Annotated in this window: 16 protein-coding genes; 10 read left to right on the forward strand and 6 right to left on the reverse strand. The window is 67.7% G+C overall.

Going from position 1 to position 25685, the window contains the following annotated elements; genetic code table 11:
* The first annotated feature begins 21 nt into the window (after nucleotides 1–21).
* The 3 genes from OKJ99_RS18165 (at nucleotide 22) to OKJ99_RS18175 (ending at nucleotide 6405) form a co-directional block, all read left to right on the forward strand.
* A complete protein-coding gene (locus OKJ99_RS18165) occupies nucleotides 22–5085 on the forward strand; it encodes a class I SAM-dependent DNA methyltransferase (RefSeq protein WP_326017550.1) in 5064 nt (1687 codons plus the stop codon).
* A gap of 482 nt (nucleotides 5086–5567) precedes the next feature.
* The gene (locus OKJ99_RS18170) at nucleotides 5568–6068 is read left to right on the forward strand and encodes a hypothetical protein (protein ID WP_326017552.1); all 501 of its coding nucleotides are present in this window, start codon (nucleotides 5568–5570) and stop codon (nucleotides 6066–6068) included.
* Nucleotides 6069–6075: 7 nt separating this feature from the next.
* Entirely contained in the window at nucleotides 6076–6405 is a 330-nt protein-coding gene (locus OKJ99_RS18175; protein WP_326017554.1) for a hypothetical protein, read from the forward strand.
* A 126-nt stretch (nucleotides 6406–6531) separates the two neighbouring features.
* On the opposite strand, the gene OKJ99_RS18180 is transcribed toward OKJ99_RS18175, so the two are convergent.
* Both OKJ99_RS18180 and OKJ99_RS18185 read right to left on the reverse strand, forming a co-directional pair.
* Complete coding sequence (locus tag OKJ99_RS18180; protein ID WP_326017556.1) at nucleotides 6532–6738, reverse strand: DUF397 domain-containing protein; 207 nt, start codon at nucleotides 6736–6738, stop codon at nucleotides 6532–6534.
* Nucleotides 6735–7601 carry a helix-turn-helix domain-containing protein gene (locus OKJ99_RS18185; protein ID WP_326017558.1) on the reverse strand — a complete coding sequence of 289 codons (867 nt, stop codon included), beginning with the start codon at nucleotides 7599–7601 and terminating at the stop codon, nucleotides 6735–6737. Before OKJ99_RS18185 ends, OKJ99_RS18180 begins: the two co-directional genes overlap by 4 nt.
* Nucleotides 7602–7929: 328 nt before the next feature.
* Here OKJ99_RS18185 and OKJ99_RS18190 point away from each other — a divergent pair, with 328 nt between their 5' ends.
* From OKJ99_RS18190 to OKJ99_RS18200, 3 genes are read left to right on the forward strand one after another with little or no spacing between them, the layout of a single operon-like run.
* Nucleotides 7930–8418, forward strand: coding sequence for an ATP-binding protein (locus OKJ99_RS18190; protein ID WP_326017560.1), 489 nt, complete (start codon nucleotides 7930–7932; stop codon nucleotides 8416–8418).
* Nucleotides 8419–8454: 36 nt separating this feature from the next.
* Nucleotides 8455–8814 carry a type II toxin-antitoxin system RelE/ParE family toxin gene (locus tag OKJ99_RS18195; protein ID WP_326017561.1) on the forward strand — a complete coding sequence of 120 codons (360 nt, stop codon included), beginning with the start codon at nucleotides 8455–8457 and terminating at the stop codon, nucleotides 8812–8814.
* On the forward strand, nucleotides 8811–9152 hold the full coding sequence (locus OKJ99_RS18200; RefSeq protein ID WP_326017563.1) for a helix-turn-helix domain-containing protein: 342 nt from the start codon (nucleotides 8811–8813) through the stop codon (nucleotides 9150–9152). The genes OKJ99_RS18195 and OKJ99_RS18200 overlap by 4 nt, the downstream gene beginning before the upstream one ends.
* Nucleotides 9153–9481: 329 nt before the next feature.
* Here OKJ99_RS18200 and OKJ99_RS18205 read toward each other — a convergent pair whose 3' ends face one another.
* Nucleotides 9482–9874 (reverse strand): hypothetical protein, encoded by a 393-nt coding sequence (locus OKJ99_RS18205; protein WP_326017565.1) that lies wholly within the window; start codon nucleotides 9872–9874, stop codon nucleotides 9482–9484.
* Nucleotides 9874–11190, reverse strand: a complete 1317-nt coding sequence (locus OKJ99_RS18210) for a hypothetical protein (RefSeq protein ID WP_326017567.1) — start codon at nucleotides 11188–11190, stop codon at nucleotides 9874–9876. Before OKJ99_RS18210 ends, OKJ99_RS18205 begins: the two co-directional genes overlap by 1 nt.
* An 811-nt stretch (nucleotides 11191–12001) precedes the next feature.
* Here OKJ99_RS18210 and OKJ99_RS18215 point away from each other — a divergent pair.
* Both OKJ99_RS18215 and OKJ99_RS18220 read left to right on the forward strand, forming a co-directional pair.
* Nucleotides 12002–12475: a hypothetical protein gene (locus tag OKJ99_RS18215; RefSeq protein WP_326017569.1), complete on the forward strand. Its 474-nt coding sequence runs from the start codon at nucleotides 12002–12004 to the stop codon at nucleotides 12473–12475.
* Complete coding sequence (locus OKJ99_RS18220) at nucleotides 12472–12825, forward strand: hypothetical protein (protein ID WP_326017571.1); 354 nt, start codon at nucleotides 12472–12474, stop codon at nucleotides 12823–12825. Before OKJ99_RS18215 ends, OKJ99_RS18220 begins: the two co-directional genes overlap by 4 nt.
* A 232-nt stretch (nucleotides 12826–13057) precedes the next feature.
* On the opposite strand, the gene OKJ99_RS18225 is transcribed toward OKJ99_RS18220, so the two are convergent.
* Together OKJ99_RS18225 and OKJ99_RS18230 are read right to left on the reverse strand one after the other, a co-directional pair.
* On the reverse strand, nucleotides 13058–15151 hold the full coding sequence (locus OKJ99_RS18225) for a hypothetical protein (protein ID WP_326017572.1): 2094 nt from the start codon (nucleotides 15149–15151) through the stop codon (nucleotides 13058–13060).
* A gap of 102 nt (nucleotides 15152–15253) precedes the next feature.
* Nucleotides 15254–16354 (reverse strand): beta family protein, encoded by a 1101-nt coding sequence (locus OKJ99_RS18230; protein ID WP_326017574.1) that lies wholly within the window; start codon nucleotides 16352–16354, stop codon nucleotides 15254–15256.
* A gap of 197 nt (nucleotides 16355–16551) precedes the next feature.
* On the opposite strand from OKJ99_RS18230, the gene OKJ99_RS18235 reads away from it, so the two are divergent.
* Entirely contained in the window at nucleotides 16552–23406 is a 6855-nt protein-coding gene (locus tag OKJ99_RS18235) for a DEAD/DEAH box helicase (protein ID WP_326017576.1), read from the forward strand.
* The gene (locus OKJ99_RS18240) at nucleotides 23403–25646 is read left to right on the forward strand and encodes a UvrD-helicase domain-containing protein (protein WP_326017577.1); all 2244 of its coding nucleotides are present in this window, start codon (nucleotides 23403–23405) and stop codon (nucleotides 25644–25646) included. The genes OKJ99_RS18235 and OKJ99_RS18240 overlap by 4 nt, the downstream gene beginning before the upstream one ends.
* Nucleotides 25647–25685 lie beyond the last annotated feature (39 nt).

Below are 25685 nucleotides of genomic sequence, written 5' to 3' on the forward strand. Positions count from 1 at the left end.
AGCTGAGGTTCTGAGACAGCCATGACGTACGACTCCCTCGTCAACCAGGGCGACTACTTCTCCGCGCACTACCTGGCGGAGATCCTTCCGAAGGACCTCAAGTCGGGCCTGCTCGCCACGTGGAAGGAGCGGGAGGACGAGGCGAAGGCTGCCGCTGACGCCGCCGACAGCGCCGAGGAGTCCGGCGGGACCGAGGAGGCCCTCCCGGTCACCCCGCGCGCGGGCCTGCGTGGCCTGCGCCGCGACTACTTCAAAGCGCGATCGTTCTTCGCGGAGGCGGCGGCCACGGCGGACGACGCGACGACGTACGACGCCCCGGAGTGGCACGAGCGGGCAACGGCACTGAACACGTCCGTCCTACGCGCCCTCGGCTACGACGCGAAGCCGCAGACACTGACGGTGGACCGGGCGGACCACACGTACGAGGTCCAAGTGGCGCACTCCGAGACCGGTTTGGTGGCACTGGACTGCGGCTGGGCGCCGGAGCCGGACGCGGCACTGGACCCGGAGGGCGCGGGCCGGCTGCTGAGCGAGCTGCGTCTCGACGGCTCCTCGTCGATCACGACTGGCTCGAAGCTGGCGTCGTTCCTGTTCGCGTGCGAGGAGCCGCCGCGCTACGTTCTGCTGCTGATCGGCGGCGTGATCGTCCTGGCGGACCGGCTGGCGTGGGGAGAGGGTCGCTACCTCGCGGCGTCCCTGGACGCGGCGTTGGAGCGGAATGACGTACGGGCGGGCGGCGAACTCGACACCGTGGCCGCGCTGTTCGGCGCGGACTCTCTGCGTACGCCGGAGGAAGGCGGCGAGAACCCCCTCGCCACGCTGGTGGACAAGTCGACGAAGCACGCGGTGGGCGTCTCGTCGGAACTGCGGGACGGCCTGCGCCTGTCGGTGGAGATGATCGCGAACGAGGTCCTTGAGCGGCTGCGCGATGCAGGCCTGAAGCCGGAGGACGTAGCGGACCTCCCTGACCTGTCGCGGCAGTTGACGAGGGAGTCCCTCCGGTACCTGTACCGAATCCTCTTCCTGCTGTACGCGGAGGCGCGGCCGGAACTGGGCATCGTGCCGTCGGACTACCCCGAGTACCACCAGGGGTACGGCCTCGGACGCCTCGGCGAGCTGGTCGCGGAGCGCGACCTGGTGGGCGAGAAGGCCCGGGAGGGCGTCTACCTCTACGAGTCGTTGGACCTGCTGTTCCGTAAGGTCCAGGAGGGCTACCGCCCGCGCCGCACGCACGGCGAGGCGGCGGCCGCGGAGACCTCTTCGGAGGACATCGGCCTGCGCTTCGAGGCCCTGCACTCCACGCTCTTCGAACCGGATTCGATCCGCCTCATCGGCAAGGAGTCGGTGACCGACCCCCGCGTCGACGAGTACGAGTCGGGCGGCGCGCGGTACGTGGACACCCGGTTGAGGAACGCCACGTTGTACCGCGTGCTGCGGCTGCTGATGCTCACACGCGGGAAAAAGGGTGAGCGCGGCGGCTTCATCTCGTACGCACAGCTCGGCATCAACCAACTCGGTGCGGTCTACGAGGGGTTGATGTCCTACTCGGGCTTCGTGGCGAGCGAGGAACTGTACGAGGTCGCGAAGGGCGGCGATCCGAAGGATGGCTCGTGGCTGGTCCCGGCGTCGAAGGCGGACGAGTACCCGGACACGGTCTTCGTGCACCGCAAGGACGAGGAGACGGGCGAGGACGTTCGGGTCCGCTACCGCCCTGGCTCCTTCGTCTACCGCCTGTCGGGCCGCGATCGCCAGACGTCGGCGTCGTACTACACGCCGGAGTCGCTGACGAAGGTCACCGTGCAGCTGACATTGCAGCACCGCCTGGACCAGGACGGTTCGGTGACGGAGGCGCGCGAACTCTTGGACTGGAAGATCTGCGAGCCGGCGCTGGGCTCGGGTGCGTTCCTGAACGAGGCGATCAACCAGGTGGCGGCGGAGTACCTGCGGCGCCGCCAGGACGAACTGGGTACGCCGATCGACACGGAGCGCTACGCGGTCGAGCTCCAGCGCGCGAAGGCGTACATCGCACTGCACAACTCCTATGGCGTGGACCTCAATTCGACGGCGGTGGAGCTGGCGGAGGTCTCGCTGTGGCTGAACACGATGCACCCCGGCATGGAGGCACCGTGGTTCGGCCTGCACTTGCGGCGGGGCAACTCGCTGATCGGCGGGCGCCGGGAGGTGTATGCGGCTGAGCGCCTGAAGAAGGGTGGGTGGCTGGGTACGACGCCTGAGCGCATCCCGCTGGAGGAAGGGGCCCTGCCGGAGGGCGCCGTCCACCACTTCCTTCTCCCCGCGAAGGAGTGGGGCGCGGTCGCGGCCGAGAAGGAGGCCAAGGCGCTGGCGCCGGAGGAGGCGAAGGCGCTGGGCGCGTGGCGCAAGTCGATCACGAAGTCACCGACGACCAAGCAGACTGCTCGGCTGGCTGGGCTGGCTCGGCGGGCCGAGTACCTGTGGGGTCTCGTGACGCGCCGCCTGGAGATCTCGGAGCAGGAGATCTCGCGGAAGATTGATGTATGGGGCGCGGAGGAGGGCTGGGTCCGGGCGCCGGAGAACGCGGTACCTAGGGAGAAGGTGCTGGCGGACCTGGAGGCGGTCGATACCCCGTACTGGCGCCTGAAGACGCTGATGAATGCTTGGTGCGCGCTGTGGTTCTGGCCGGTTCAGGGCGCGGGGCTGCTTGATGGTTCGGATGAGCGGTACGCGCGGGCTGGTGACGTTGCCGTGCAGGGCGGCGAGCTGGCGGCAGACGCGTCCGAGGTCGTACGGACCTACGAGGAGGTCGACTTCCTCGGCAACGTCACGGTGAAGGAAGTCAAGCGCGGCGACATCGACAAGAGACGCAAGGGGGCTCGGAAGGGCCAGGGCGCGTTCGCGGGGCAGCGCCGGAACGTGATTCCGCTGGCCGAGCTCGACGACTGGCTGGACTTCGCGGAGTCCCTGCTGGGCACGCACGATGTGCCGGCGGAGTCGCTGGTGTCGTCGTTCGACTCGCTGGACGCCCTTGAGCGCTACGAGGACGAGCTGCCCGACTGGATGGGCATGGATCGGTCGTACTGGCTGGAGGGAAGGTTCCCTTGGGCTGCGGTCGCGGGGGACGTTGCGGAGCGGCAGGGGTTCTTCCACTGGGAGCTGGAGTACGCGTCCGTGTTCGCGGGGCGGGGCGGGTTTGATTTGCAGGTGGGGAATCCGCCTTGGGTTCAGCCTCAATGGCGAGAGGACCAGGTTCTGGCGGAGCGCGAGCCTTGGTTCACCCTGACAGAAAAGCCGAGCGCGGCAGAGTGGCGCCTACGTAAAGAGGAAGTCTTCAGGACGCCAGAAGACAACACCGACTACTTCCTCCATGAGCTGGCAGCTAACACGGGGATCGTGGCCACTCTCCGCAGTCCACTTGCCTACCCGATGCTTGTGGGAACGAAGGGTGACCTCTACCGAGCGTTCATGACTCAGGTTTGGAGGCACATGATGCGCAACGGTATCGCAGGCCTTCTCCACCCGGACACGCATCTCGGTGGCGTACACGAAGGCGTCATCCGCTCCGCGGCGTACAGACACCTTCGAGTCCATGCACACTTTGTCAACTCAGCAAATTGGGCATTCGAAGACCTTGACCGCGGATGGGAGTTCGGGATGCACATTTATGGCACCTCACAGGAACCAGACTTCCTGCACATCAGCGGACTCCGTAGCGCCGAGGTCCTCCCTGAGTCACTCAACCATGATGGACAAGGGGAAGCGCCCGGAATCAAATACAATGGCTCATGGGATACCCGCCCCCATCGCGAACGGGTAGTCCATCTTGACGCAAATTTGCTAGCGAGCTGGAAAGCTCTGAGCAGCTCAAAAGGAGATGTTTCCCAAACACCCATTCTATACCCGATCGCAATGACTGAGCAGGGCGCCATTGAGGCGCTAGCAAATTACTCAGAAAATCTTGACACTTACCATCCACTAATGACTATCGGATTCGATGAAGGTGTCGCCAAAAGGGAGGGGTTGATTCGGTGGGGAAACGAATCAGTCCCGAAACTTTCGGACGCCATCCTCCAAGGGCCACACTTCGCAGCTTCACTCCCCTTTTCCAAGGAGCCGAGAATCCCCTGCCGAAGTAACAGAGACTGGAATACAACGAGCCTAACCAGCCTCCCCGAAACATATATCCCAGTCAGCAACTACGTGCGCGCCACCGACGAGGCAGAATACATCGCACACCAACAAGCTTGGCATGGAGCGCCATCCACTTCGTATTTCAGAGTGGCATGGAGAAGGATGGTTGCCTTTAATACAAGCCGGAGCCTTCACGCCGCCCTCATCCCTCCAGGTCCCGCCCATGTGAACACCGTGCACTCCATGGCCCTCGAAAGCAATCAACTCACCACCCTCAACGCAGGATTCTGGGCATCGCTCCCTTTGGACTACCTGTTGCGGATCACGGGTCGGGCTAGCCTCCAGACCAGCGAGGCCCGCAACATGCCCGCCCCCAGCCCAGGACATCCCCTTGCCCCCGCCCTCCTGCTGCGTTCCCTTCGTCTGAATGCCCTCACCACTCACTACGCACCCCTCTGGGCAGAACTTTTCGACCCACGCTGGGCAGGCTACGAAGACTGGGCCAACCCCAACTGGCCCCGTCTGAACCCTCTCGCCTCCGACCTCAAGGCCGCCTGGGGGTACAAGACCCCACTCCGCACGGAACACGAACGTCGAGCCGCGCTTGTCGAGTTGGACGCCCTCGTGTCCGTCTGGCTCGGCATCACAGCCGACCAGCTCGCAACCATCTTCAAGTCCCGCTACCCGCAGCTGTACGACTACGAGTCGGCCACCTGGTTCGACGCCAACGGCCGCAAGATCGCAGCCGACTTCAATACCTACGGTCACGGCCAAACCAAGCAGGACTACCTAGACCTCCTCGACCACCTCGAAAACCCCGAAACCACCCCACCCCCCACCGGCTACACGGCCCCCTTCTACAAGGCCGACCGCGAAGCCGAAATGCGGGCCGCCCACGCCACGTTCCAGACCCGCCTCGACGAGGAAATTCGCCTCGGCCGCTGGACGCCTCCCGAGCCCCGACAGACCCGGCAGTAGTAGATCCTGGCCGGCGAGTTGGCTCATGCCATCGCCTGGGCGGCCCACGTGGGGGCGACGGGGGGGGCACGTGGTGCGGGCGCAGGAAGCCGCCCACCACCCCGAACGCCGCCGCCCAGACCCACTCAAGCAATGGGGCGCTGTCCACGCGGCGCACCATCGGCTTCCGGCTCGCTGGCCACCACGACTTCAAGGCCCTCGGTCTCAGCCGCCCCGAGCCAGAGCCGAAACCGGACCATTGCCCTCACCCCGGAATGCCCCCACCCCCTTCACCCTGACGTCGCGAATTCAATTTAAATGGCCGCTACCCCAAGTAGATGGAACCCGCGGTAACTAGGTTCCATTCACCGGAAGTTACTCTTGTCATGGGCGACTCCCGCATTCCTCCACACTCACCCGCCATAGGATCCGTCTCGCGGATGCGACCACTTTGCGGACACATCCGCTTCAAGTGAATTCGGGACCGTGATATCGAGGCAATCATGCGAGTGAAGAAGAACAGCCACACGTCGGTCGCCCTGTTGGCCACAGCGCTCAGCGCGACTTTAATGACCACCGTCCCGGCAGCCGCCGGGACGGTCGACCGCGCCACCCACGTCGCACCCGCACAGTCTGCTGCCGCGGCAAATCCCTGCAGGCGGGACAGCTACCGCAAGGTGGCCTACACGTTCTACCGCGGACCGTCCAAGGTCATCATGAGATGCGGCACCGCGAGCTGGGGGTACAAGCACATCGCGGCACGGGGGCGGTGGAGCGGGAGATTCAAGAACAAGATCTCGGACACCCTGTGGAACGGCTACCGGGCCGCGCCGGGCGTGGTCTATCGCTACAAGCCCTCGAATTCCTGTCGGCCCAGGCCGACCAGAAACTTCAAGGTGGTTTACAACCAGGGCCCCTACGGTGGTCCTGGCGCAAGAGTCAGCCCGCAGGGCATCATTACCGCCACCGTTGAATACACCACTTTCGCAGCAATGAATTGTTGAGGCTGGCATGGCCACGGCGGAGCAGGTACAAGAGCAACTGATCCAGCGGATCTCCGGAGTGCAGCGGCAGGGGCCGGGCGTTCCCATCGAAGTGCTCGCGCTACGCGTTCCCTCGGTCCATCCAACACTGCACGTCCAGGTGGAAGTCAAGGTTTCCGAGGAGCGTTGGCGGGTCTCGCTCGCCTATGACGGGCCCGACGCGAGCTTGGTGAGCGGGGACCTCACCGAGGGGTCGATGCACACCCTTGAACTTCTGGTACTCACCAACCTGTTCGACTGGTGGCACACGAAGGACACGGAGCGCGCGTCCACCCGCATGGGCAGGCGCCTCACCTGACAGAGCCGGTGGGCGGGGCAACAGCGGGCGTCAACTACCGCTGCCGTGGCCAAGCCGACCAACCAACGTTGCCCTGCCATCCACCTCAACTGGATGGCAGGGCAACCCACTTGTTCTCCCCCAGCGTCAGCCGCGCGCCGCGAACCCCACGAACGCCGTCCAGGCCCCCGGCGCCACGTCCACCATGGCCCGGTCCCGGCCCTTGGTGTCCCGCACGTGAACCGCCGCGCCATCAGCGGCGACCTCAACGCACTCGCCACCCTCACCGCTGCTGTAGCTGCTCTTGAACCACGCCAGCTCAGCCACGCCCGGCATCGACTTCTCGACGTTCATGTCTCTCCCAGCAACCGCTCCACGAGGGCCAGCGACTCACTCGGCGTGAGCGCCTGAGCCCTGAGGATTCCATACTGCTCCTCGAACTCACGGACCGAACTCCGCTCCGTGAAGAGGCGGCTCTCCTTGTGCACCTCTACGTAGGCGATCCTGCGCGCGTCCGTCGTCTCGATCAAGGTGAACGGCCCACCCAGAGCGGCGTGTTCGTCACGCTGGATCGGAATCACCTGGATCTCCACATTGCGCCGCTGTCCACACAGAAGCAGCTGTTCCAGCTGCCCTCGCATGACCTGCTCACCACCGATCGGGCGCCGAATCACGGCTTCCTCGATCACGAAGCTGATGGTCGACATCGGAGCGCGGGCGAAGATCTTCTGTCGCCCCAAGCGGGCGGCTACGCGCTGCGCCACCGTGTCCTCGCCCAACAGCGGTCGGCGCATGCGGAAGACGGCCTCCGCATACTCCTCGGTCTGCAACAACCCAGGGATCGCCATCGTGGCGTACACATGCAGCTCAACCGCCCGCGCCTCCAACTTCGCCGCACTCCTGAAGAACGCCGGATACTGCGCCCGCTCCACCTCCTCCACCCGCTCCCGCAAAATCCCATGCGCCCCGAGCACGTCATCCGCCAACCCGATGAACCGCGCCGGAGCGATCCGTCGCCCCTGCTCGAACGAGGCGATGGTCGCGGCCGAATACCCGACCCGCTCCCCCAGCTCGCCCCGACTCAATCCGGCCCACTCCCGGAACCGCTTCAACTGCCGCCCGAACGACAGCAGCACCCCACCGACATCCTCGCCACCCACCTCCTCCCCTCCGCCACCACCGACCTCACCGTCACCCACGCCCAGGTCCACGCCCATACCGTCCCCCTCTCCCGATCGCCTCCCCGGTACAACTCCCCTTCCGCACACCGCGGTCACGCCGCACACCACGTACAACTCACCCCCGAACGCGTACAGAACTCGCCCGTCTCACCCGCTCAACGCTACGCACGGTCACCCCCCGCCACACCCAGGAACCGCCCCAACACCCCCACACCGGCATATCCATCAACGCACGCGACCCGAACGGCAGTTCACGACGCCGCCCCGCCCGCCACGTACAACCCCACCCCCACCACGTACAACAACCCAGCGTCACCGCGCGCCCCCTTACCGGCGTCGCCCCCACCACCCCACGCTCGACCTCATGACCAGCACAGCCGCTCCCCGCCCCACAGCCGCGACCCGCGAGTTCGCGATGCGCTTCACCTCCACACCCCGAGGTGCCCGCCTCGCTCGCCGCCTCGTCTCCCACCGCCTGAACGACTGGGGCCACCTCTACACGAGCGACACCAACGAAACCCTCACCCTGATCGCGGCGGAGCTCACCGCGAACGCCGTCCACCACGGCCACGTCCCCGGCCGCGACCTCCACCTCCGCCTGACAGAACTCACGGAGCCGACCCCGGAGACGTACCGCATCGAAGTCACCGACACCCGAGCCGAACGACGCCCCCACACCACCCCCGGCACCCCCGACACTGAATCCGGCCGCGGCCTCCTCCTCGTAGCCGCCCTCGCCGACGACTGGGGCTGCGCGCCCCGGCTGGACGGTGACCCCGGTAAGACCGTCTGGGCGACGGCCAGCTGTCACGCCCAGCCGTCGCCACCACCTCCAGACATTACACAGAAGTGATATCATGCAGACGTAATGACGCGGGATGGGGAGCCCATGCCTTACAAGATCGTCGTGGTTGAACCGGCCTGCAGTTGGCTGCACAGCCTCCGCCAGAGCGACAGGGGCACACTCCTCCAAATCGCTCAGGCCCTGAACGTGCTGGAACAAGAGGGGCCCGCCCTCGGGCGTCCGCTCGTCGACCGCATCGCCCATTCGGCGCTGCCCAACCTCAAGGAACTGCGCCCCGGCTCGTCCGGAACCACCGAGGTGCGCTTACTCTTTGCATTCGATGTGGAGCGGAACGCCGTGATTCTGGTCGGCGGTGACAAGGCTGGCGACTGGTCCAGGTGGTGCCGGTCGGCGATCAAGGCCGCTGAAGAGGCGTACGCGGTGTACGTGAAGGAGTCGTCATGAACCAGAGGAAGCCGGAATCCGCGAACCCCATCGACTGGAACGACCTCAAGGACGAGCTCGACTTCTCCCCTGAAGAACAGGAGGAGATTCGCGAGGGCACGGCCGCGCTGTTGTCCGAGGTCCGGGCCTACCGTCTCGCCGAGATCCGCAAGCGCCAGCACATGACGCAGGCGACCGTTGCCGAAGCTCTCGGCGTGACGCAAGGACGCGTGTCGGCCATAGAGAAGGGCAAGCTCACCCGGTCCGAGGTCGAGACCGTCGCTGCCTACGTCGCCGTGCTCGGCGGCACCCTCAGGCTCGTGGCCGACTTCGGGGACGAGTCACTTGTACTCGGCTGACCGGGCGCCGCGAAGCAACGCAGCGTCCGATCTCGACGATCTCGCCCTGGTCCTGGCACGCAGCCTCACGGACCCCGGACATCGAACCTCTCTCGACGACGTACTGAGGACCTTCGGACACACCCGGAAAACGCTGGCCGCCCTGCCGGAGGCCGACTCCGACAGTCCTGTCGGCACAGTCGACTGTGCCGACAGGGCGACGGCTGAAGTAGGTCTTCACCATCCGCGAGCACGTGGTCCGGCCCGGGCCACACCTTGGGCCACCGCGGTACGGATCTCCTCGTAGCAGCAGCGCTCCCGCTGAACCAGAAGTGCCGAGCCGGCGCCCGTCACCCAGCCAATGTCGCGATGAACGACAGCGCCGAGCTCACCAACGAAGCAACCCCGGGCGCCCCTCCACACCTGTCGAGCACCTGGCTCAGCATCGTCTCGGCGGACCCACGGCCGCCCGGATCGTCCAGCCGCTGCTGTCCTGCCAGGTCGAGGAGCATGCGGCACTGCTCGTACTCCCTGACAGACTGCTGTTCCTCGTCGAGGGCTGTGCGGATGCGGTTCAGCCTGGCCGACCAGTCCTCTGTCGCCTGCGGGCTCACCACCGTCACCTTGGAGATGTGGGAGCCGACAGCCCCCGGCTGGTTCTGTACATCTCCTCCGATGGCTCCACCGCTTCCGACGGTGACGCCCGAATTGTGCGACGCGCTGCTGTTCTTCCTGCCGAACATCACTTCTGCCCTTCCGCTGACGGGACTTGAGTCTTGTGGATCGTGGACCCGGTCGAACCTGGCTGGTTCTGTACGTCGCCTCCGATCGATCCTGCGATCACACCGGAGTTCTGGAGGATGACGGTCGCCTGCTTCATGTACCCCTGGATCTCGACGTTGTGGTCGACGAGGAACTCGGCCACCGCGCCGAAGATGCGGCGCTCCATCCAGCCGACGTAGCGACGCGCATCGTCGTACTGGAGCATGTCGTCCATGTACGGCGAGGAGTAGATCTCCCGCAGACTCACGGGCCCCTTCCCCGGGTCGGCGTCCGGTCTCCGTGAACTGAAGGGCTTGCGAAGGGAGTTCACCAGGGAGGGGAGGTCAAGGAACGCGTTGGCCAGTTCCCTGACGTGCCATGAGAAGCCCGCCTCGACCGCCCTGCGGACGGCGGTGCGCAGCGTCATGTGCACGGGATGGATGACATGAGGGCGGGCGACGACACGCAGATAGTGGTGCTCGTAGGCGAAGCTCACGTAGACGGACGCCACGAGTTCGCCGTCCCACGAGACGATTCGGGTGCACAAGAAGCGGCGGGCTTCCTTCGTCTCCGCGCTCGCTCCGCTGCCCTCAACTCCCTTGCGCGCAAGAATCATCAGCGCGTGCCACCGGTCCTTGGTGATGTCCTTCCAGCGTTCGCCCGAGGTGGCGGCGACATCGAAGACGTCCAAGCGGTTGTCCGGGTTGAACTGGGGCTTGGGGTCGAACGGGCGGCGCAGTTCGCCGGCGACGTACTCATGAAGGTCGTCCGGCGTGAAGGGGGTGACGCCGTTCTTGCCGTGCGCGGCGCCGATCAGTTCCTCGACGCTGCGGAACACCTCCCGCATCTGGCGCTCGTCGTTCGACTGACCGTCTTCGCCCTCGCTCTCCGTGGCGAGTGGTGGCGCGACATCGATCTCGATGGGCTGCTCCGACCACGCCGCCCCCGCGCCGATGAAGTGGTAACCGACGACCGTCCCACGGCCTACCTGCGGCGTGTAGGGCACGATCAGGCCTTTGCGTTTCGCCCGGTCGCGCGCCAGGCTGCGGCGGCGCCAGGGAACGACCCACCACATCCGTCCACTGGTCCGGCGCCACGCCATGCCCCGAATCCGCCGGAAGGCAAACAGGCGGTCGACGTAGCAGACCATCCAGGCGGCAACCAGCATGAGCAACAGAACACGCCCCAGGCCGAGATCCGTCGCCACTGCCACGAGAGGCCCCACGACGAGGCAGCCCAGGAGCAGCAGGCGTCGCACATGGGTCAACGCCTCCGCGGACGCGCAGGTCTCCAGCACGGGCGTGAGGAAGAAGCCCTGAGGCGGAACCGGGTGCCCCTTGGATATGCGACGCCGGACCCATCTGACGTACTCGTGTCCGAGAACCACCTTTGGTTGAGCAGCTTGCAGACTCTCCTGCCCCGCGGCATCGAGAGTCTGTCGGCGTTCCTCTGCCCGTCTCCTTCGCATGAGCCACCAGAAGGCCGTAAGCAGCAGCCGTGGAAACTCCTTCAGGAAGGCGTCGAGCGCCTCCAGAACCTTCTTGACATGGTCGTCGCGGGTATAGGCCGCCGCACACAGCCACTCCGTCACATCGGAGTACCCCTGATGCCTCTGCTCCGCTCCGGCAGGACGGGGCAGCGGGACTTCGGGGACCGGGACCCTCTCTCGCTCACGGAAATGCGAGTGCCCCTCGGGAGCATCCGTGTCCTGCTCGAAGTCGGCACCAAGACCCATCCTCTCCGCCCATCTGGGGCCTTCGCCCCGTCGCCCTCCCCTGAGTGGGGAACAGGGTCGGCGTCATACCTCCGCGCTGGGAAGAGGGCCTGCACAGGCAGGGTCTGATTCGCGCCATGCCCCTGGCGGGAACCGGAGCCGCCCCGGCCGCAGGGCGGACAGTCGCTGCAGGGCGACCCGCACTCAGGGCCGTGCCGGAGACCACCACCCCGACAACCGGTTCACGCCCCACGTCATGTGCTGCACGTGGCCGACCCACGGATCGGCGAGGCCGTGCGACCGCCCGATCCAGTGCCCCCTGCGCGTCAGTCCTGGTCTCGAACCTCTCGCGCTGCACTACCCACCCACCCACATCCAAAGTAGTGTGGATGTCATGGCGACAGCGTACGAGGATGTTCCCTTCAGCGAGCTGCTCCACCACCCGGCAGCCACCGCCCGGCGCCTTGATGCGGTACGTGCCCTTCGGCTGCGTCGCCGCGACGCGGGCGATCTCGCCCTGATCCGCGCCGATCAGCTGGAGCGAGACGCCACAGTGATCGACTTCACCGCCCGCCTGTTGGCCGGCCTGGTCAGCACCGGCAATCTGGCCATATTGCGCGAGCTGCTGCCCGACGCGTTGCCCTGGTCGGTTTTCCTTCCCGATGAGGACGTCGAGACGATGCTCGCCGAGCTCACCGACACCGCCCGAGGCGCCGCCGCTCTGGAGAACCTCGCCCCGATCGCCCTGCTGCTCACCCAGTGGCGACACAGCGCGGAGGTCTACGCCGATCCAACACTGCACGCCGCCCTCACCCGGGAGCCGGACGGTGACCTGGGCCCGGTGGCTGCCCCGCAGGCGGCCGAGTGAGCCCCAAACGCGGAGACCGGGCCGCACCCCCACCGATCGGCGGCGAGTACGACCTGCGTTTCGCGAACACTGAGGCCGCCACCGGCTGGGAACACCTGGCCCGCCACGCGACGGGGAATCTCCGCCGCGCGTTCGACAAGATCCGCGCCGACCCACGTGCGCTCGACGAACCGGACCGTCACCACCGTCTGAAGGGCAAGCTGGGCAGCGCCATCTGGAAGGGCGACACCATGGAACGCTGGCAGTTCGAGGTGACGGGCGGCGGCCGCATCTGGTACCTCGTCGACGAGCCGAACCGCATCGCCTGGATCACCTACGCGGGCACCGGCCACCCCAAGGTCACCGAGTAGGGCGTCGGCCACCGTTGGCTCGGCGTGTTGTTGTATGCCGCGACGCGGCACCCTTCTGCGCCCGCCAACCGCTGGGTCGACCGCGCAAGCACGGGCACTCGGCAGCCCGGCGAGCACAACATCAGCGCAAGACCGAGTCACTGTGACGTGGTATCGCGGACACACCGCGATACCACGTCACAGTCCCCGACTCCCCTGCCACTGCCCGCCGCACGGTGCCTGGACACCGGACTCACCCCACCGGCTTCCCCAACACCACACCCCCGCCCGGCGCTTCCGGCCGGTCCGGGCGAAGCCGCGCATGGTTCTCGACGTCGCCTCGGAGGCGGTCGAGCAGCGCTGACCACGTCCCCTGGTGTCGACTGAGGCCGACCTCGATGGCGGTCCTGATCCGCTCCGCGTCCGGGCCCGCGTAGTCGACACCCGAGGTCTTCTGGCGGTTCGACACGAGGATCATCGTCAGGCCGGGGGCTTGGTGATCGTGGCTGAGCCACTTCGCATAGTCCCAGTCGCGCTTCTTCGTCGAACCGACGAAGAAGACGCGGGAGTTGGTGATCACGAGCTCGCCCGCATCGGTTCGCTCGTTGTACTGGTGCCCCTGTCGCTGCCGGACCTCGACCAGCTTCGCCGTCGCCGTGACCGCCAGGACTTCCTCGCCCTTGCGTCGCTTGCCCCAGCGCCACTCCGCGACGGTGAAGCGACCGGCCTTCATGTCGCGCGCCATGTCGACACGCGCCGTGAGCCGATTCCGTTCCGCCTTCCACGTCGCGAGTTCACGCTCGTACGCCTGCATGGCGCGCAGAGCCTCCTGCTCCCTGCGCTGCTCTTCCCTGGCACGCTGCGCCGCCTGGCGCTGGATGTCACGTTCCACGGCAGCAGCGACTCGGGCTCGTCGACGGGCCCTCATCCACGCGGCGATGCGCACCCGTCGCAGCCAGATCAGTACGGCGACAGCCAGCACGAGCAGCAACAGGATCAGCGCCACCACGATCTGCGCCATCGTCCAGTCGTCCGCGACGTGCACGGTCAGCGTGCGCTGGCTCGTATTGCCCGCGGCGTCGGTCACGGACACCGTGACATACAGATCGCCGGGCGCAACGGACGCCCGTACAGTCCGCCGGCCGTCGTGCAGCGTGAACTTCCCCGCGAGAGCCTTCGGAGCCTCGATGTGTACCGCCGCTCCGGTTTCACCGGTGATGGTGAGCACGAGCTCCTGGTGGCGGGCGCGTTCCTTGTCGTACGAGACCGTGGCCTTCGGTGGCTTGGTGTCGACGACGGTCTTGGGGCCCTCGTTCGTGGCGGCGCGGCCGAAAGGGTCGGTGAGGGCCAGTTTCGGGAGGTACGAACCGTCGGGGAGGTGCAGAGCGATCTCGGCGTGGCCCTTGTCGTCGAGGGTGACCTTCCGCTTCTGCGTGCCGACGTCGAGCGTTCCCCGGGCCGCGCGCGGGCCGGTGATGGTGAAGCGGGTGTCTTCGTCGTGGGAGTCGGGCGCGGGTTCGAGCTTCGGCGTCAGGGCCTTGAGGTCCACGACCGCCTCCGCCCCGACTTTGGTCACGTTCCCGGCTTTGTCGCGGAGTGAGCCGGTGATCGCGTGCGTACCGTTGGGCAGCCAGAGCGACTCCTTGAAGTCACCGTCCTCGCTGGTGCCGCGCCAGCGGGTCGACGTGCCTGCCACGCGTATGTCGTAGTCCGTTCCCAGGTCGGTGATGAAGGACAGCTCCACCGCACCCGTCGCCCCGTCCGGGTCGCCGACCTCAAGGTCGTCGAGGGGCGGCCCCTCGGCGTCGACATCGACGGTGAACTCCTTGCTCGGATCACTGGAGTTGTCGGCCGCGTCGACGGCCATTAGGACGTAGGTGTGCTCGCCGTCGTCGGCGGTGAAGCCGACGGTCTGGGATGCGCCGGTCGCCGTTGCCTTCGCGACTCTCTTGCCGTCCTCCGGGAAATCCGGGTCGTCCACTTCCCGCACCTCGATACGCGAGCCACGCTCAGCCTTTGCCGTCACAGTCACCTTGCCCCCGGCCCCGGCCTTCGGACTGCTGGCCGACGGAGCCTCGGGCGGCTCGTAGTCCCCGGTCTCCTGCCCGTCATCGGCGCCCGCTCCCGAGTCGGAACCCGAGCCAGGCAGGCTGCTGTAGCCGCATTCGGAGAAATAGCCGAGATCTCCGCAGACGTACGAGCCGGTGTCGGAAGGACAGGAATGCCAGCGGTGGCAGCCGTCCCGATGGGCGGATGCGGTCGGAGCGCCGGCGAACAGCGCGGCCGCGGCGAAGACCAGTGCGGCGCTGCCGGTCACGCAGCGGCGCATGGTGGCGCGAACATTCACGTGCGGTGAATCCCCCAGTTGAAACGCCGCTCCCCTGCGGCGGAAGAGCCGCAGCTTCGCACACGCAATCCACACATGACAATCACAGGGCCATCAATTACCTCAGGCCCCACTCGGAGGCCGCCACCCCGACAACTGGTCCACGACCCACGTCATGTGCTGCACATGCCCCGTCCTGGTCCAGATCTCCGGGTTACCCGAGCCGTTGCGCCCCTGGCCGTGGGCACAGTCGTACAACCACCGCTCGCCTTCGCTGTATTCGGTGCCTCGGAATGCCGCATCGTCCACGAGCCCCTGTGCCACGGCGCGGACTTCCGTCGCTCGGTCCGTGCCCCGCGTAGGGGCCCGGGCCACGAGGAACGTCTCGGGGGTCGTGTAACGCATGAGTCCCCATGGCGGCCCTGGCTTCTCCACACGCGGGCGGTTCGCCGCCAGGGCCTGCTCGACCCCGTAGTCCCCGTAGAGAAGGTTGCGCGTGCTCGTCAGGCGCGCTGTCCGCACTGCCTCGTACACATGCCAGTCGAGGCGCGGCACGTACTGGCGTGGGTTGTGGTCGAGGTCTTCCAACCACTGCGGGAAACCCCCGGCGGCCAGGATGACGGCGCGCCAGGGCAGCAGCGAGGACAGCAGGTCCACCGCCGCGAGCGCGGTCTTGGACGCCGCCTGGGCGTCGGCGACCGGTCCCAGGTCGAGGATGAGATCGAGTCGCGCCGCGGGCAGGCACAGCCGACGGATCAGAGCGTGCAGTTCCTCGGCCCGACGCTCGCCGGGCGCGTCGTCGAGCAGCACACGTATACCGAGCCCCTGTCCGCTGAGAAAGGCCAGGTCCGCGGCGTAACGTTGAAGTCGTGCCGGACGTTCAAGCTCGGTCACCAGACGCAGTCGGCTGCGCATCGCCACGTGCCACACCGCTGCGGCCGACGCCTCCGTCTGCGCTTCCACATGCCCTGCGTCGATCCAGCCGGGCCGTCCGTCCATCACATCGATGAGGTGGTCGACCTTCGGCGCAAGCCAGTTGTCCAGTGCGACCGGATCCGGGTCGGGATCCCTCTCGGGCCACACGCCGCGGGCCCGCTCTCCGACACGCGGCACCACCGTCCACAGCGGCATGATCCGCGACCGAACGCGCACGGGTAGCTCCCCGAAAGCGGCCATGGTGTTCCGCCTGACCCCCAACACCGGCACATACATCGGTCGGGCCATGTCGAACGGCTCCCGTCTCCCCGCGAGAACGTCCTGGTCGCAGGGTGACTCGTGCCAGCCAGTGGCGTAAGAGCGCAGCTCCGGCCAGCACTTACATCGCGCCAACATCGATTCGGAGGACGATGGAGAGGCCACAGTTATACGGTTGATGCAGCTCACAGACCCGAAAACACCGCGCACGTACGAGGGAGCACGACGTGAGGCCCACCCTGGCCGCCGCCCAGATCCGCGGCAGTCTGACGCAGTACCTCACGACGACGTACGCCCTCACCGACTCGACCACCCGCGCAGCGCTTGAGCGCTTCCTCGGGCACCCGGAGACGGGCATCTTCCGTGGCCCCTACCTGCGGATTCGTACGCCGTTCCACAAAGCGGACGACAGCTGGCAGCGGCACCTGGAGTGGCAACCCAGCTTTCCGCCGTACCAGCACCAGGCCAAGGCGTGGGAACGCCTGAGCACCCTGCACGGGCCCGCGCGGCCGACGCTGGTCACCACCGGAACCGGCTCCGGAAAGACCGAGTCCTTCCTCATCCCTGTCCTCGATCACTGTCGGCGGGAGAAGGCCCGTGGCCGCAGTGGCGTGAAGGCCGTACTCCTGTATCCGATGAACGCGCTCGCCACCGACCAGGCGGGCCGCATCGGCCAGTACCTCGCACAGAGCGAGCTGGCCCAGCTGACCGCCGGTCTGTACATCGGGGACCGGCCGGACACCGATTTCCGCAGGGTCATGACGCGGCGCGAGGAGATGCGCGTCTCGCCGCCGGACATCCTCGTCACGAACTACAAGATGCTCGACCTGCTGCTGCAGCGCGGCGAGGACCAGCCGCTGTGGCAGGGCGCGGACATCGCGTACGTCGTGCTCGACGAGTTCCACACGTACGACGGGGCGCAGGGCACCGACGTCGCCATGCTGCTGCGCAGGCTCGCGTCCGCCACCGGGCAGAGCCGGCCCGGGCAGCCGCTCGGCACGATCTGTCCCGTGGCCACGTCGGCCACGCTGGGCGAAGGCAGCGGACAGGACCGCGGCATCCTCGATGTCGCGGCGCAGGTCTTCGGAACACCTTTCCCTGCTGATGCCGTCATCGGCGAAGAACGCATGTCCGCCGGACAGTTCACCGGTGAGGTGGACTACGAGCTGCCAGAGCCGCCGTCACCGAAGGAGGTCGTCGACTGCTCCGGTGGGCCCGACGCCGAGGCCCGGCCGGATCTCCTGGATCTCGACGGGCTCGCCGAGCGGCTGCTCGGACGGCGCGGCCTGGACGCGTTCCGGATCGGGCGCCTCCTCAAGCGGCACGACTTCACGCACGGAGTCCTGTCCCTCCTCGACGGGGAACCGCTGAGCGAGTGGGAACTGCGGGACCGGATGAGCCGGTTCGGCTACGCCTGGGGGCGGGCCGCCCGAGAGAACCCGCGTCTGGTTCTTCAGGCGCTGTCGCGGTTCGTTGCCCTGCTGTCCGCCGCGTACGACCCCGATTCCGACGAGAAGCGGCCTCGCCCGCTCCTCCACATCGAGGCCCACCTGTGGGTACGGCCCGTCACGCGCGTGCTGCGCGGGGTCGGGCCCAGCCCGGAGTTCCGCTGGTACGAGGACGACAGGACTGCCGCACGCAGGGCCGCGCTCGCCGCTCCCCCGGCGGGAGGCGGAGGCGAGGACGAGGGGTCGTCCGGCAACTGGCCGTCGGGGAACGCCCTGCGGGCCGAACCCGAGCCGGGGTCGGACACCGCGATGCGCCCCGCGGCGGCGCATCTGCCCGCCGTCTACTGCCGAAACTGCGGACGGTCGGGGTGGGCCGCGCTGTCACCGGAGGCCGACCCGCAGCAACTCGTCATGGCGCAGGACAAGGTGTGGCGTGCCGGGGTCGGGCGGGACAAGCGGCGTATCCGCTACTTCATCGCGGCCACCGCCGCGGAGCGCGACGATGCACTGAACGCGCTGACCGGCGCGAAGCCCTCCTCGGGCGGCGTGGACCCGCTCTCGGTCGTGGTGCTGGACGGCGCGCAGGGAACGTACCGACTGCCGACTTCCGAGGACCGTGACGAGCTTCAGGACGGCTGGTTCACCCTCGCCATCACCGACAAGAAGTCCGCGGACAAGGCGGCTGTCGACGACCGCTGCCCGGCCTGCAACACGGACAACGGGATCCGCTTCCTCGGTACGGCCCTCGCCGCGCTCGCTTCCGCCACCGTCACGCAGCTGTTCACCGGCGGGGACATCGCTCTCGTCCCCGAGGAACGCAAGACGCTGCTGTTCAACGACTCGACGCAGGATGCCGCACACCGTGCGGGGTACGTCGCGAACGCCTCGTACAAGTTCTCGCTGCGCTCGCTGCTCGCCCACAACCTCGACGAGTCCGGGGCGCCTTCGCCGCTCAACGACCTCATCGGGAATGTGCTCGACTCCGTCGACGATCCGGAGGCTCTCGCCGCGGTCGTCCCGCCGGACCTGCACGACGAACCGGGCGTGGACAGGCTGTTGTCGGGGCGCGGCACCGGCGACGCCCGCACGTGGAAGCTCATCGGTGAGCGGCTTGCCTTCGCCACGGTGATGGAGTTCGGGCTGCGTTCCCGGCAGGGGCGCACGCTTGAACTGACCCGGACCGCCGCCGCCGAGGTGGACATCGAGGATCCCGACCGCATCACCGCGCTCGCCCGGGACCTGCATCTGTCGCTGCCCGGCCAGCTGGTGACAGGGGCCGGCGGACTGCCCACGCCCGAGCGCTATCTGGCCTTCGTACGTGGCTTGTTGGAGCGTGTGCGGACGCGTGGCGGCGTGCGGCACCGCTGGCTGGAACCGTGGATGCGCGACGCAGGCGTGACCCGGTTCAAGATCTGGGGCGGCCGGCCCGACGGCATGCCCGCCTTCCCCGACGGGATGGCGGCGCCGCGCTTTCTCCTCGACAGCCCCAAGGAGCGGTCCACCTTCGACCAGGCGACAGGACGGCTCGGCTGGTACCAGGACTGGACACGGCGGTGCCTGGGCCTGGACGCGGCGGGCGCCAGTGAGTACCTGCGCCGACTGCTGCCCGCTCTCGCCGAGGAAGGTGTCCTCGCGGTACGCACCGCCCAGGACAGGACCACGCGGGTGTACGGCCTTCAACCCGGGCACATCTCCGTACGGCTCCTCGACGACAGCGCCGTGAACAAGGCATTCGTCAGCTGCGGCGACTGCGGCTGGGAACAGGTGGTGCTGCCGGAGCGCAGGACGCGCTGGTACGGGCACCCCTGTCCGCGCTACCGCTGCAAGGGGATGCTGCGTCCGTCCGCCGACGTCGTCGGTGTCACGGACAGCTTCGGCGGGTCCCAGGAGCGCGACTACCGGGGCGACTACTACCGGCGCCTGTATGTGACAGGCGGTACGTTCCGGGTCGTGACTGCGGAACACACGGGCATGCTCACCCGGCCGCAGCGCGAACGTGTCGAGCGCACCTTCCGAGAAGGTACGCACTACACCGACCCCAACGTCCTGTCCTGCACGCCGACCCTCGAACTCGGCATCGACATCGGCGACTTGTCGGCCGTCCTCCTGGGGTCCCTGCCGTCGGGGCCCGCCAATTACGTGCAGCGTGCCGGTCGCGCGGGCCGCAAGACGGGCAACGCGCTCGTGGTCGCCTTCGGCGGACGGCGTGCCCGCGACCTCTACTACCTCGACGAGCCCCGAGAGATGATCGCCGGGGACATCGTCCCGCCGGGCTGCTACCTGTCGGCCGTCGAGATCCTGCGCCGCCAGTACACGGCCCATCTTCTCGATCTGGCCGCGCGGGGAGCCCTGACCACCGCGGACGGCGAGCGGCTGCAAGCGGTACCCCGTCTGGTGTCCGCGCTGTTCGGCACGACCGGCTGGTGCCAGGACCTGGCGGACGCCGCACAGACCCATGGCGCCACCCTGGTCGAGGAGTTCCTCGCCCTCTTCCCCACCGACGGCGCCGAAGAGGCCGACGTGTCCGAGCACGCCGCCTCCGAGCTGCGGGCGTACGCGACCGACGGCATCGTCCGCGCGTTGCAGGAGGCGGAGGAGGAATGGACCGCACGCCGCGAGGAGCTGCGGCGCCGGATCGCGGCGATCGACACCGCCGTGGACGGGCTCGTCCGTTCCGACCCCGAACAGGACAAGGAACACCGCCAGCTGCTCGCCGAGCGCCGCTCGACCGGGAACCTGCTGCGTGATCTGAGCCAGACCAGCGCCCACGGCGCACTGGTCGACCTGGGTCTGCTGCCGAACTACAGCCTCGCCGACACCACCACGCAGTTGGAGGCCACGCTCTACTGGACCGAGGAACCGGCCGACGGCACGGAGGCACCCGAAGGTGCCAAGAAGACATACCGCAGTGAGTCACGTGACTACGAGCGCTCCCGCAAGCTGGCGCTGACCGAACTCGCCCCCGGCAACAGCTTCTACGTCAACGGCTACAAGCACGTCGTGCGCGCCCTGGACATCGGCAGTCCGGACCGCCGCTCCTGGTCGGTGTGGCGGCTGTGCCCCGCGTGCGGCTACGTGCGAACCGAGAACGCGAAGATTGATACATCCGCCTGCCCTCGCTGCGGCGGGCGGGAGATCGCGGACGCCGGTTGCGTGCAGTACGTACTCGAACCCCGGCGGGTCATCGCCCGTGACAAGCGCGACGACGCCCGGGTCCGTGACGACAAGGACGAGCGGGACCGTCGCCGCTTCTCCCTGCTCACGTCCGTCGACATCGATCCCGACCACCTCGCGTCGGGATCCTGGCGGCATGACACGGCCATCTTCGGGGTGGACTTCACGCGTCGCGCCACCATCCGCACCCTGAATCTGGGCATCGACCGCCAGGACGGCAGCAGTACGGTTCCCGTCGCCGGCGATGACGTGCGCCTCAACCCCTTCCTGGTGTGCACCAGTTGCGGTGGCGCCACCGCCGACGGGCGCCCCGTCGTCGAGCAGGCCGCGAACGCGCTCACCGAGTCCCTGGCCGCGAGCGCCAAGGCCAGCGCGCACCACCTCCTGTGGTGCCCGCGCCGCAAGGTACGCGCGGCCGGAGGCGAGCAGCAGGGCAAGGGGGAGGACCTCCCGCTGCTGCTCGCCCACGAGCTGGTCACGGAAGCAGTCCGCATCCTGCTGCCTGCATCCGTCGCACGCGCCAAGCAACGGCTCGCCTCGTTCACAGCAGCCCTGTTCGTCGGCATCGCCGCGCGCTACGGCGGCGACCCCGACCACATCGACATCGCCTCGGCCTCGATGCCCGACAGCGGAGACGCAGACTGGCCGCGGCGCTTTCTCGTGGTGTACGACCGGCTGCCGGGCGGCACCGGATACCTGCACCGGCTTGCGTCTCCGGAGGGCTTCCGCGAAGTCCTCCTCAAGGCACGCGACGTCATCGAGAACTGCCCATGCATCGAGAAGGGCCTGGACGGCTGCCACCGCTGCCTGCTGCGCCGCGTCCCCGCGGGCGACTACGACCGTGTCAGCCGGAGCGAAGTACGGCAGATGCTCGACGAGTTGCTGGGAAAGGCCGGAGAGGCGTGGAAGACGTCACCGGTGACCGCGACACACGCCATCCCCTTGGAGCGTCAGGCCGAGAGCGACCTCGAGGTCATGTTCATAGACACGCTCAAGGAATGGGCCAAGCAGCCCGACGCACAGGCGAGCGCCGACGCCTACACGACGGCTGCGGGAACGTACTCACTGGACCTGCGGCTCAGCGCTCCCGGCGGCGCGACCGTGAGCTGGCGGGTCTCGCAACAGCGGGTCCTCGACGGCACCCGGCCCGACGTGCTCTTCGAGCGCTTGGACGCTCCGGGTCCCCGTATCGCGCTCTACCTCGACGGGTACGAGTTCCACGCCAGCAGCAAGCACAACCGGCTCGCCGACGACGCCACCAAGCGCACGCGGCTTCGCTCCGAGGGACTGCGGGTCTTCCAACTCACGTACTACGACGTGAAGGAGTGGCGTACTCGCGTGCGTGACACCGGGTACGCGGCGGCCAGTCCCACGCGCCAGGTCTGGTTCCCGTACGGAGAGGACGGTCAGCGGCCCGCCCGCGACTACTACGCCAAGTCGCGCGGCAGGCTACCAGGGGAACTGGCCGACCACGTGTGGGTCAATCCCGCCGATCTGCTGCTGTCCTACCTGCGTGGACCGGACACGGACGTATGGCTGGCGCGCGCCGAAGCGGCCTTGGCCGGTCTGGCCAGAGCACGCGCACTCAAGGCGGCGGCCGTGACAGAGGAGACCGTGGGCGCCGAACTCGCCGCCGCGCTGCGCGACGCACCGCTCAGCGGGCAAAGCGGACCGATCCGGCTGTTCGCCGCCGTCGACGACTCGAAGTGCCCGGTCACCGCTGTGGCGGACGGCCGGCATCAGCCACCGGCCTGGACAGCACTGACCGTCCTCGACGACTCTTCCGCCGCCGTCGCAGACACCGACGCCCACAAACTGCGCTGGCGGGCCTGGCTGTTCTGGAGCAATCTGCTGCAGTTCCTCGAGCATGGTGGCGGGGACAGCGCGCAATTGACCACCAGCCTCGTCGACGGTTTCGCAGTCGACGTGCTGGCCGTGACCGGCGGTTCCGGGTGGCTGGCGTCCACGCGCATCGAGATCGGCGAGAAGCTGTCCACACCGGATCCCGTGCCGGACCCGGCTCCCGTCGTGGCCACGCCCTCCGCCCCCGTCACCGAGTCGGCGGCTCCCTCTGCCCCGTCGGCCGCATGGGAGGACGTACTGAAGTATCTGGACCCGGAGGAACCCGGCCTCCAGGAACTCGCGGCCGAACTCGCCGCCCGAAGAGTCGCAGCCCCCATCGACGGCTTCGAACTGAACACCCATGGCTGGATGGCAGAACTGGCCTGGCCCGACGCGAAGGTGGGCGTGGTCCTGGCACACCGGCTCGACGGCCTCGAACCCGACTACGAAGCCGCGGACCGCGACCAGGCGTTCGCCGCCGCGGGCTGGGATGTCCGGCCCCCGGGTGCATGGTCGGCGCAGGCTCTGGAGGATCGACTCACAGCGCAACTATCGGCGGCCAATCAGCATCGTGAACAGCAGGACGACGAAGACACCCACGGGGAGCAGCACCGATGAACAACACGAGTGTGACGCTGCGTCTGCTCGACAAGGCCGACAAAGAGATCCTCAAGCTCCCCCGCACGGTCAAGGGCGCGCTCTACGACTTCCAGCACAAGTTCAAGGCCAACCCACAGGCCACAGGCCTCCAGCTGAAACAGCTGAAGGGGGAGGGCAGGCTCTGGTCCGCCCGCGTCAATGACGAGTACCGCGCGCTGCTTCTGCGGCTCGCCGACGGCGACTGGCTGATCGTCTCGGTCAAGCACCGCAAAGAGGTCTACGAGAACCTCGATCGCCTCACCTACGGCATCAATCAGATCACGGGCGGTATCGAGTACGTCGACCTGCAAGTGGTCGAGGAGAGCGTGCTGCGCCGAGCCGCTCCCCCGCGGCCACCGGCAGTCGAACCGGCCCCGCCGACGGCTCGGCCCGCCCAGTCCGAACCGCTCTTCGGCCACCTGACCGACCAGCAGCTCACCGACCTGGGTGTCGCCGAGCCGCTGGTGCCCGTGATCCGTACGCTCACCACCGAGGACCAACTGCTCGGACTCATCGAGTACGCACCGCAGTTGACCGGCGAGGTCCTCCTGTGGCTCGTCGACGGCAAGTCCTACAACGACGTCCTCGAGCAGGTGACGGCCCCGGTCGCTGCCTCCGAGCCGGTCGACACCGAGGACTTCCAGGCAGCCGCCGAACGCCCGGCCACGATGGTCACGACCACCGACGAGGCGCTGCGCGAAGCGCTCGAAGGGGGCAGCTTCGGTCGCTGGAAGGTCTTCCTGCATCCGACCCAGGCCAAGCTGGTCGAGCGTGACTACTCCGGCCCCGCCCGGGTCGGCGGCGGCCCCGGCACGGGCAAGACCATTGTCGCGCTGCACCGTGTCAAGCACCTGGTGGACCAGCTACCTCCGGGACGGACCAAGCCGGTACTGCTGACGACGTACAACAAGAACCTCGCGGCCGACCTGCGGGCCCGTCTCCTCGAACTCGGCGGTGAGGCCCTGGTGTCCCGGGTGGACATCAGCCACGTCGACCAGCTGGCCCTGCGTGTCGTCCGCGAGGCGGAGCCCGGCAGCAGCAAGCAGACCATCGACGACAATCAGGCCCTGCGGGAGTGGCGAGCCATGCTCGACGAGCTCGGCGAATCGGGCTGGGACGCGGACTTCCTGCACGACGAGTGGACCCAGGTGATTCTCGGCCAGGCCGTCGTGTCCCGTACTGAGTACTTCCGCGCACGGCGCGCGGGCCGCGGCCGCAACGTCAACCGTGCAGAGCGTGCCGACATCTGGCAGCTCACCGAGAAGTTCACCCAACGACTCGACCGGCTCGGACGCCAGACATGGGCTCAGGTCGCCGAACGGGCGGCACGCCTGGAGATGGGCCGCGAGCAGCGCATCCAGGCCATCGAGCGGCAGCGGGAGGAGGCCGGCGGCCTGGACAACATCCATCTCCAGGACGGGTCGGCGGCATGGCTGCGATACCGCTACCGGCACATCGTGGTGGACGAGGCACAGGATCTGCAGCCCGGTCACTGGAAGATGCTGCGGTCGATGGTCGCGCGGGACCGCAACGACATCTTCCTCGTCGGTGACACACACCAGCGGATCTACAAGCAACAGGTGACGCTCGGCAGCCTCGGCATCAACATCCGCGGCCGCAGCGCCAGACTCACCCTCAGCTACCGGACGACCAGGCAGATCCTCGAGAAGGCGCTGGAGGTACTTGAGGGCGAGTCCTTCGACGACCTCGACGGGAACTCCGAAACCCTTGCGGGCTATCGCTCCGTGCTCAGCGGCGGACGCCCTGAACTGCACGCGAGCAAGGACTGGGAATCGGAGCGGGATGCCATCGCCGAGCTGATCGCCACGTGGGACGACATCCCCCACGAGCAGATCGCCATCTGCGTGCCGACCAACCAGATGGCACAGGAGGTTGCGGTGACGCTTGCCCACGCGGGCATCCGGGCTGTCGAGATCGGCCCCGACGGGCCGCGCGGGAGCGAGGGCGTTCACATCGGCACGATGTTCCGGTTCAAGGGCCTCGAATACCAGCGCATGATCATTGCCGGTGTGAGCGAAGGCCTCGTCCCCCGGCAGGCGGTGATCCGGCTTCAGCGCACCGACACACTGCGCTACAAGCGCGAATTGCTTCGTGCGCGTTCGTTGTTGTTTGTTGCGGCGACGCGGTCCCGCGACTCACTGGCGATCTTCTGGCACGGGACGCCCAGCCGATTCCTGGAACCTCTGCTGGCGGCCTGACGCGCGGTCTGCTCACCATTGCCCGGGCCAGACATGGTG

Source organism: Streptomyces endophyticus, assembly GCF_035798155.1.
Classification (GTDB): domain Bacteria; phylum Actinomycetota; class Actinomycetes; order Streptomycetales; family Streptomycetaceae; genus Streptomyces; species Streptomyces endophyticus.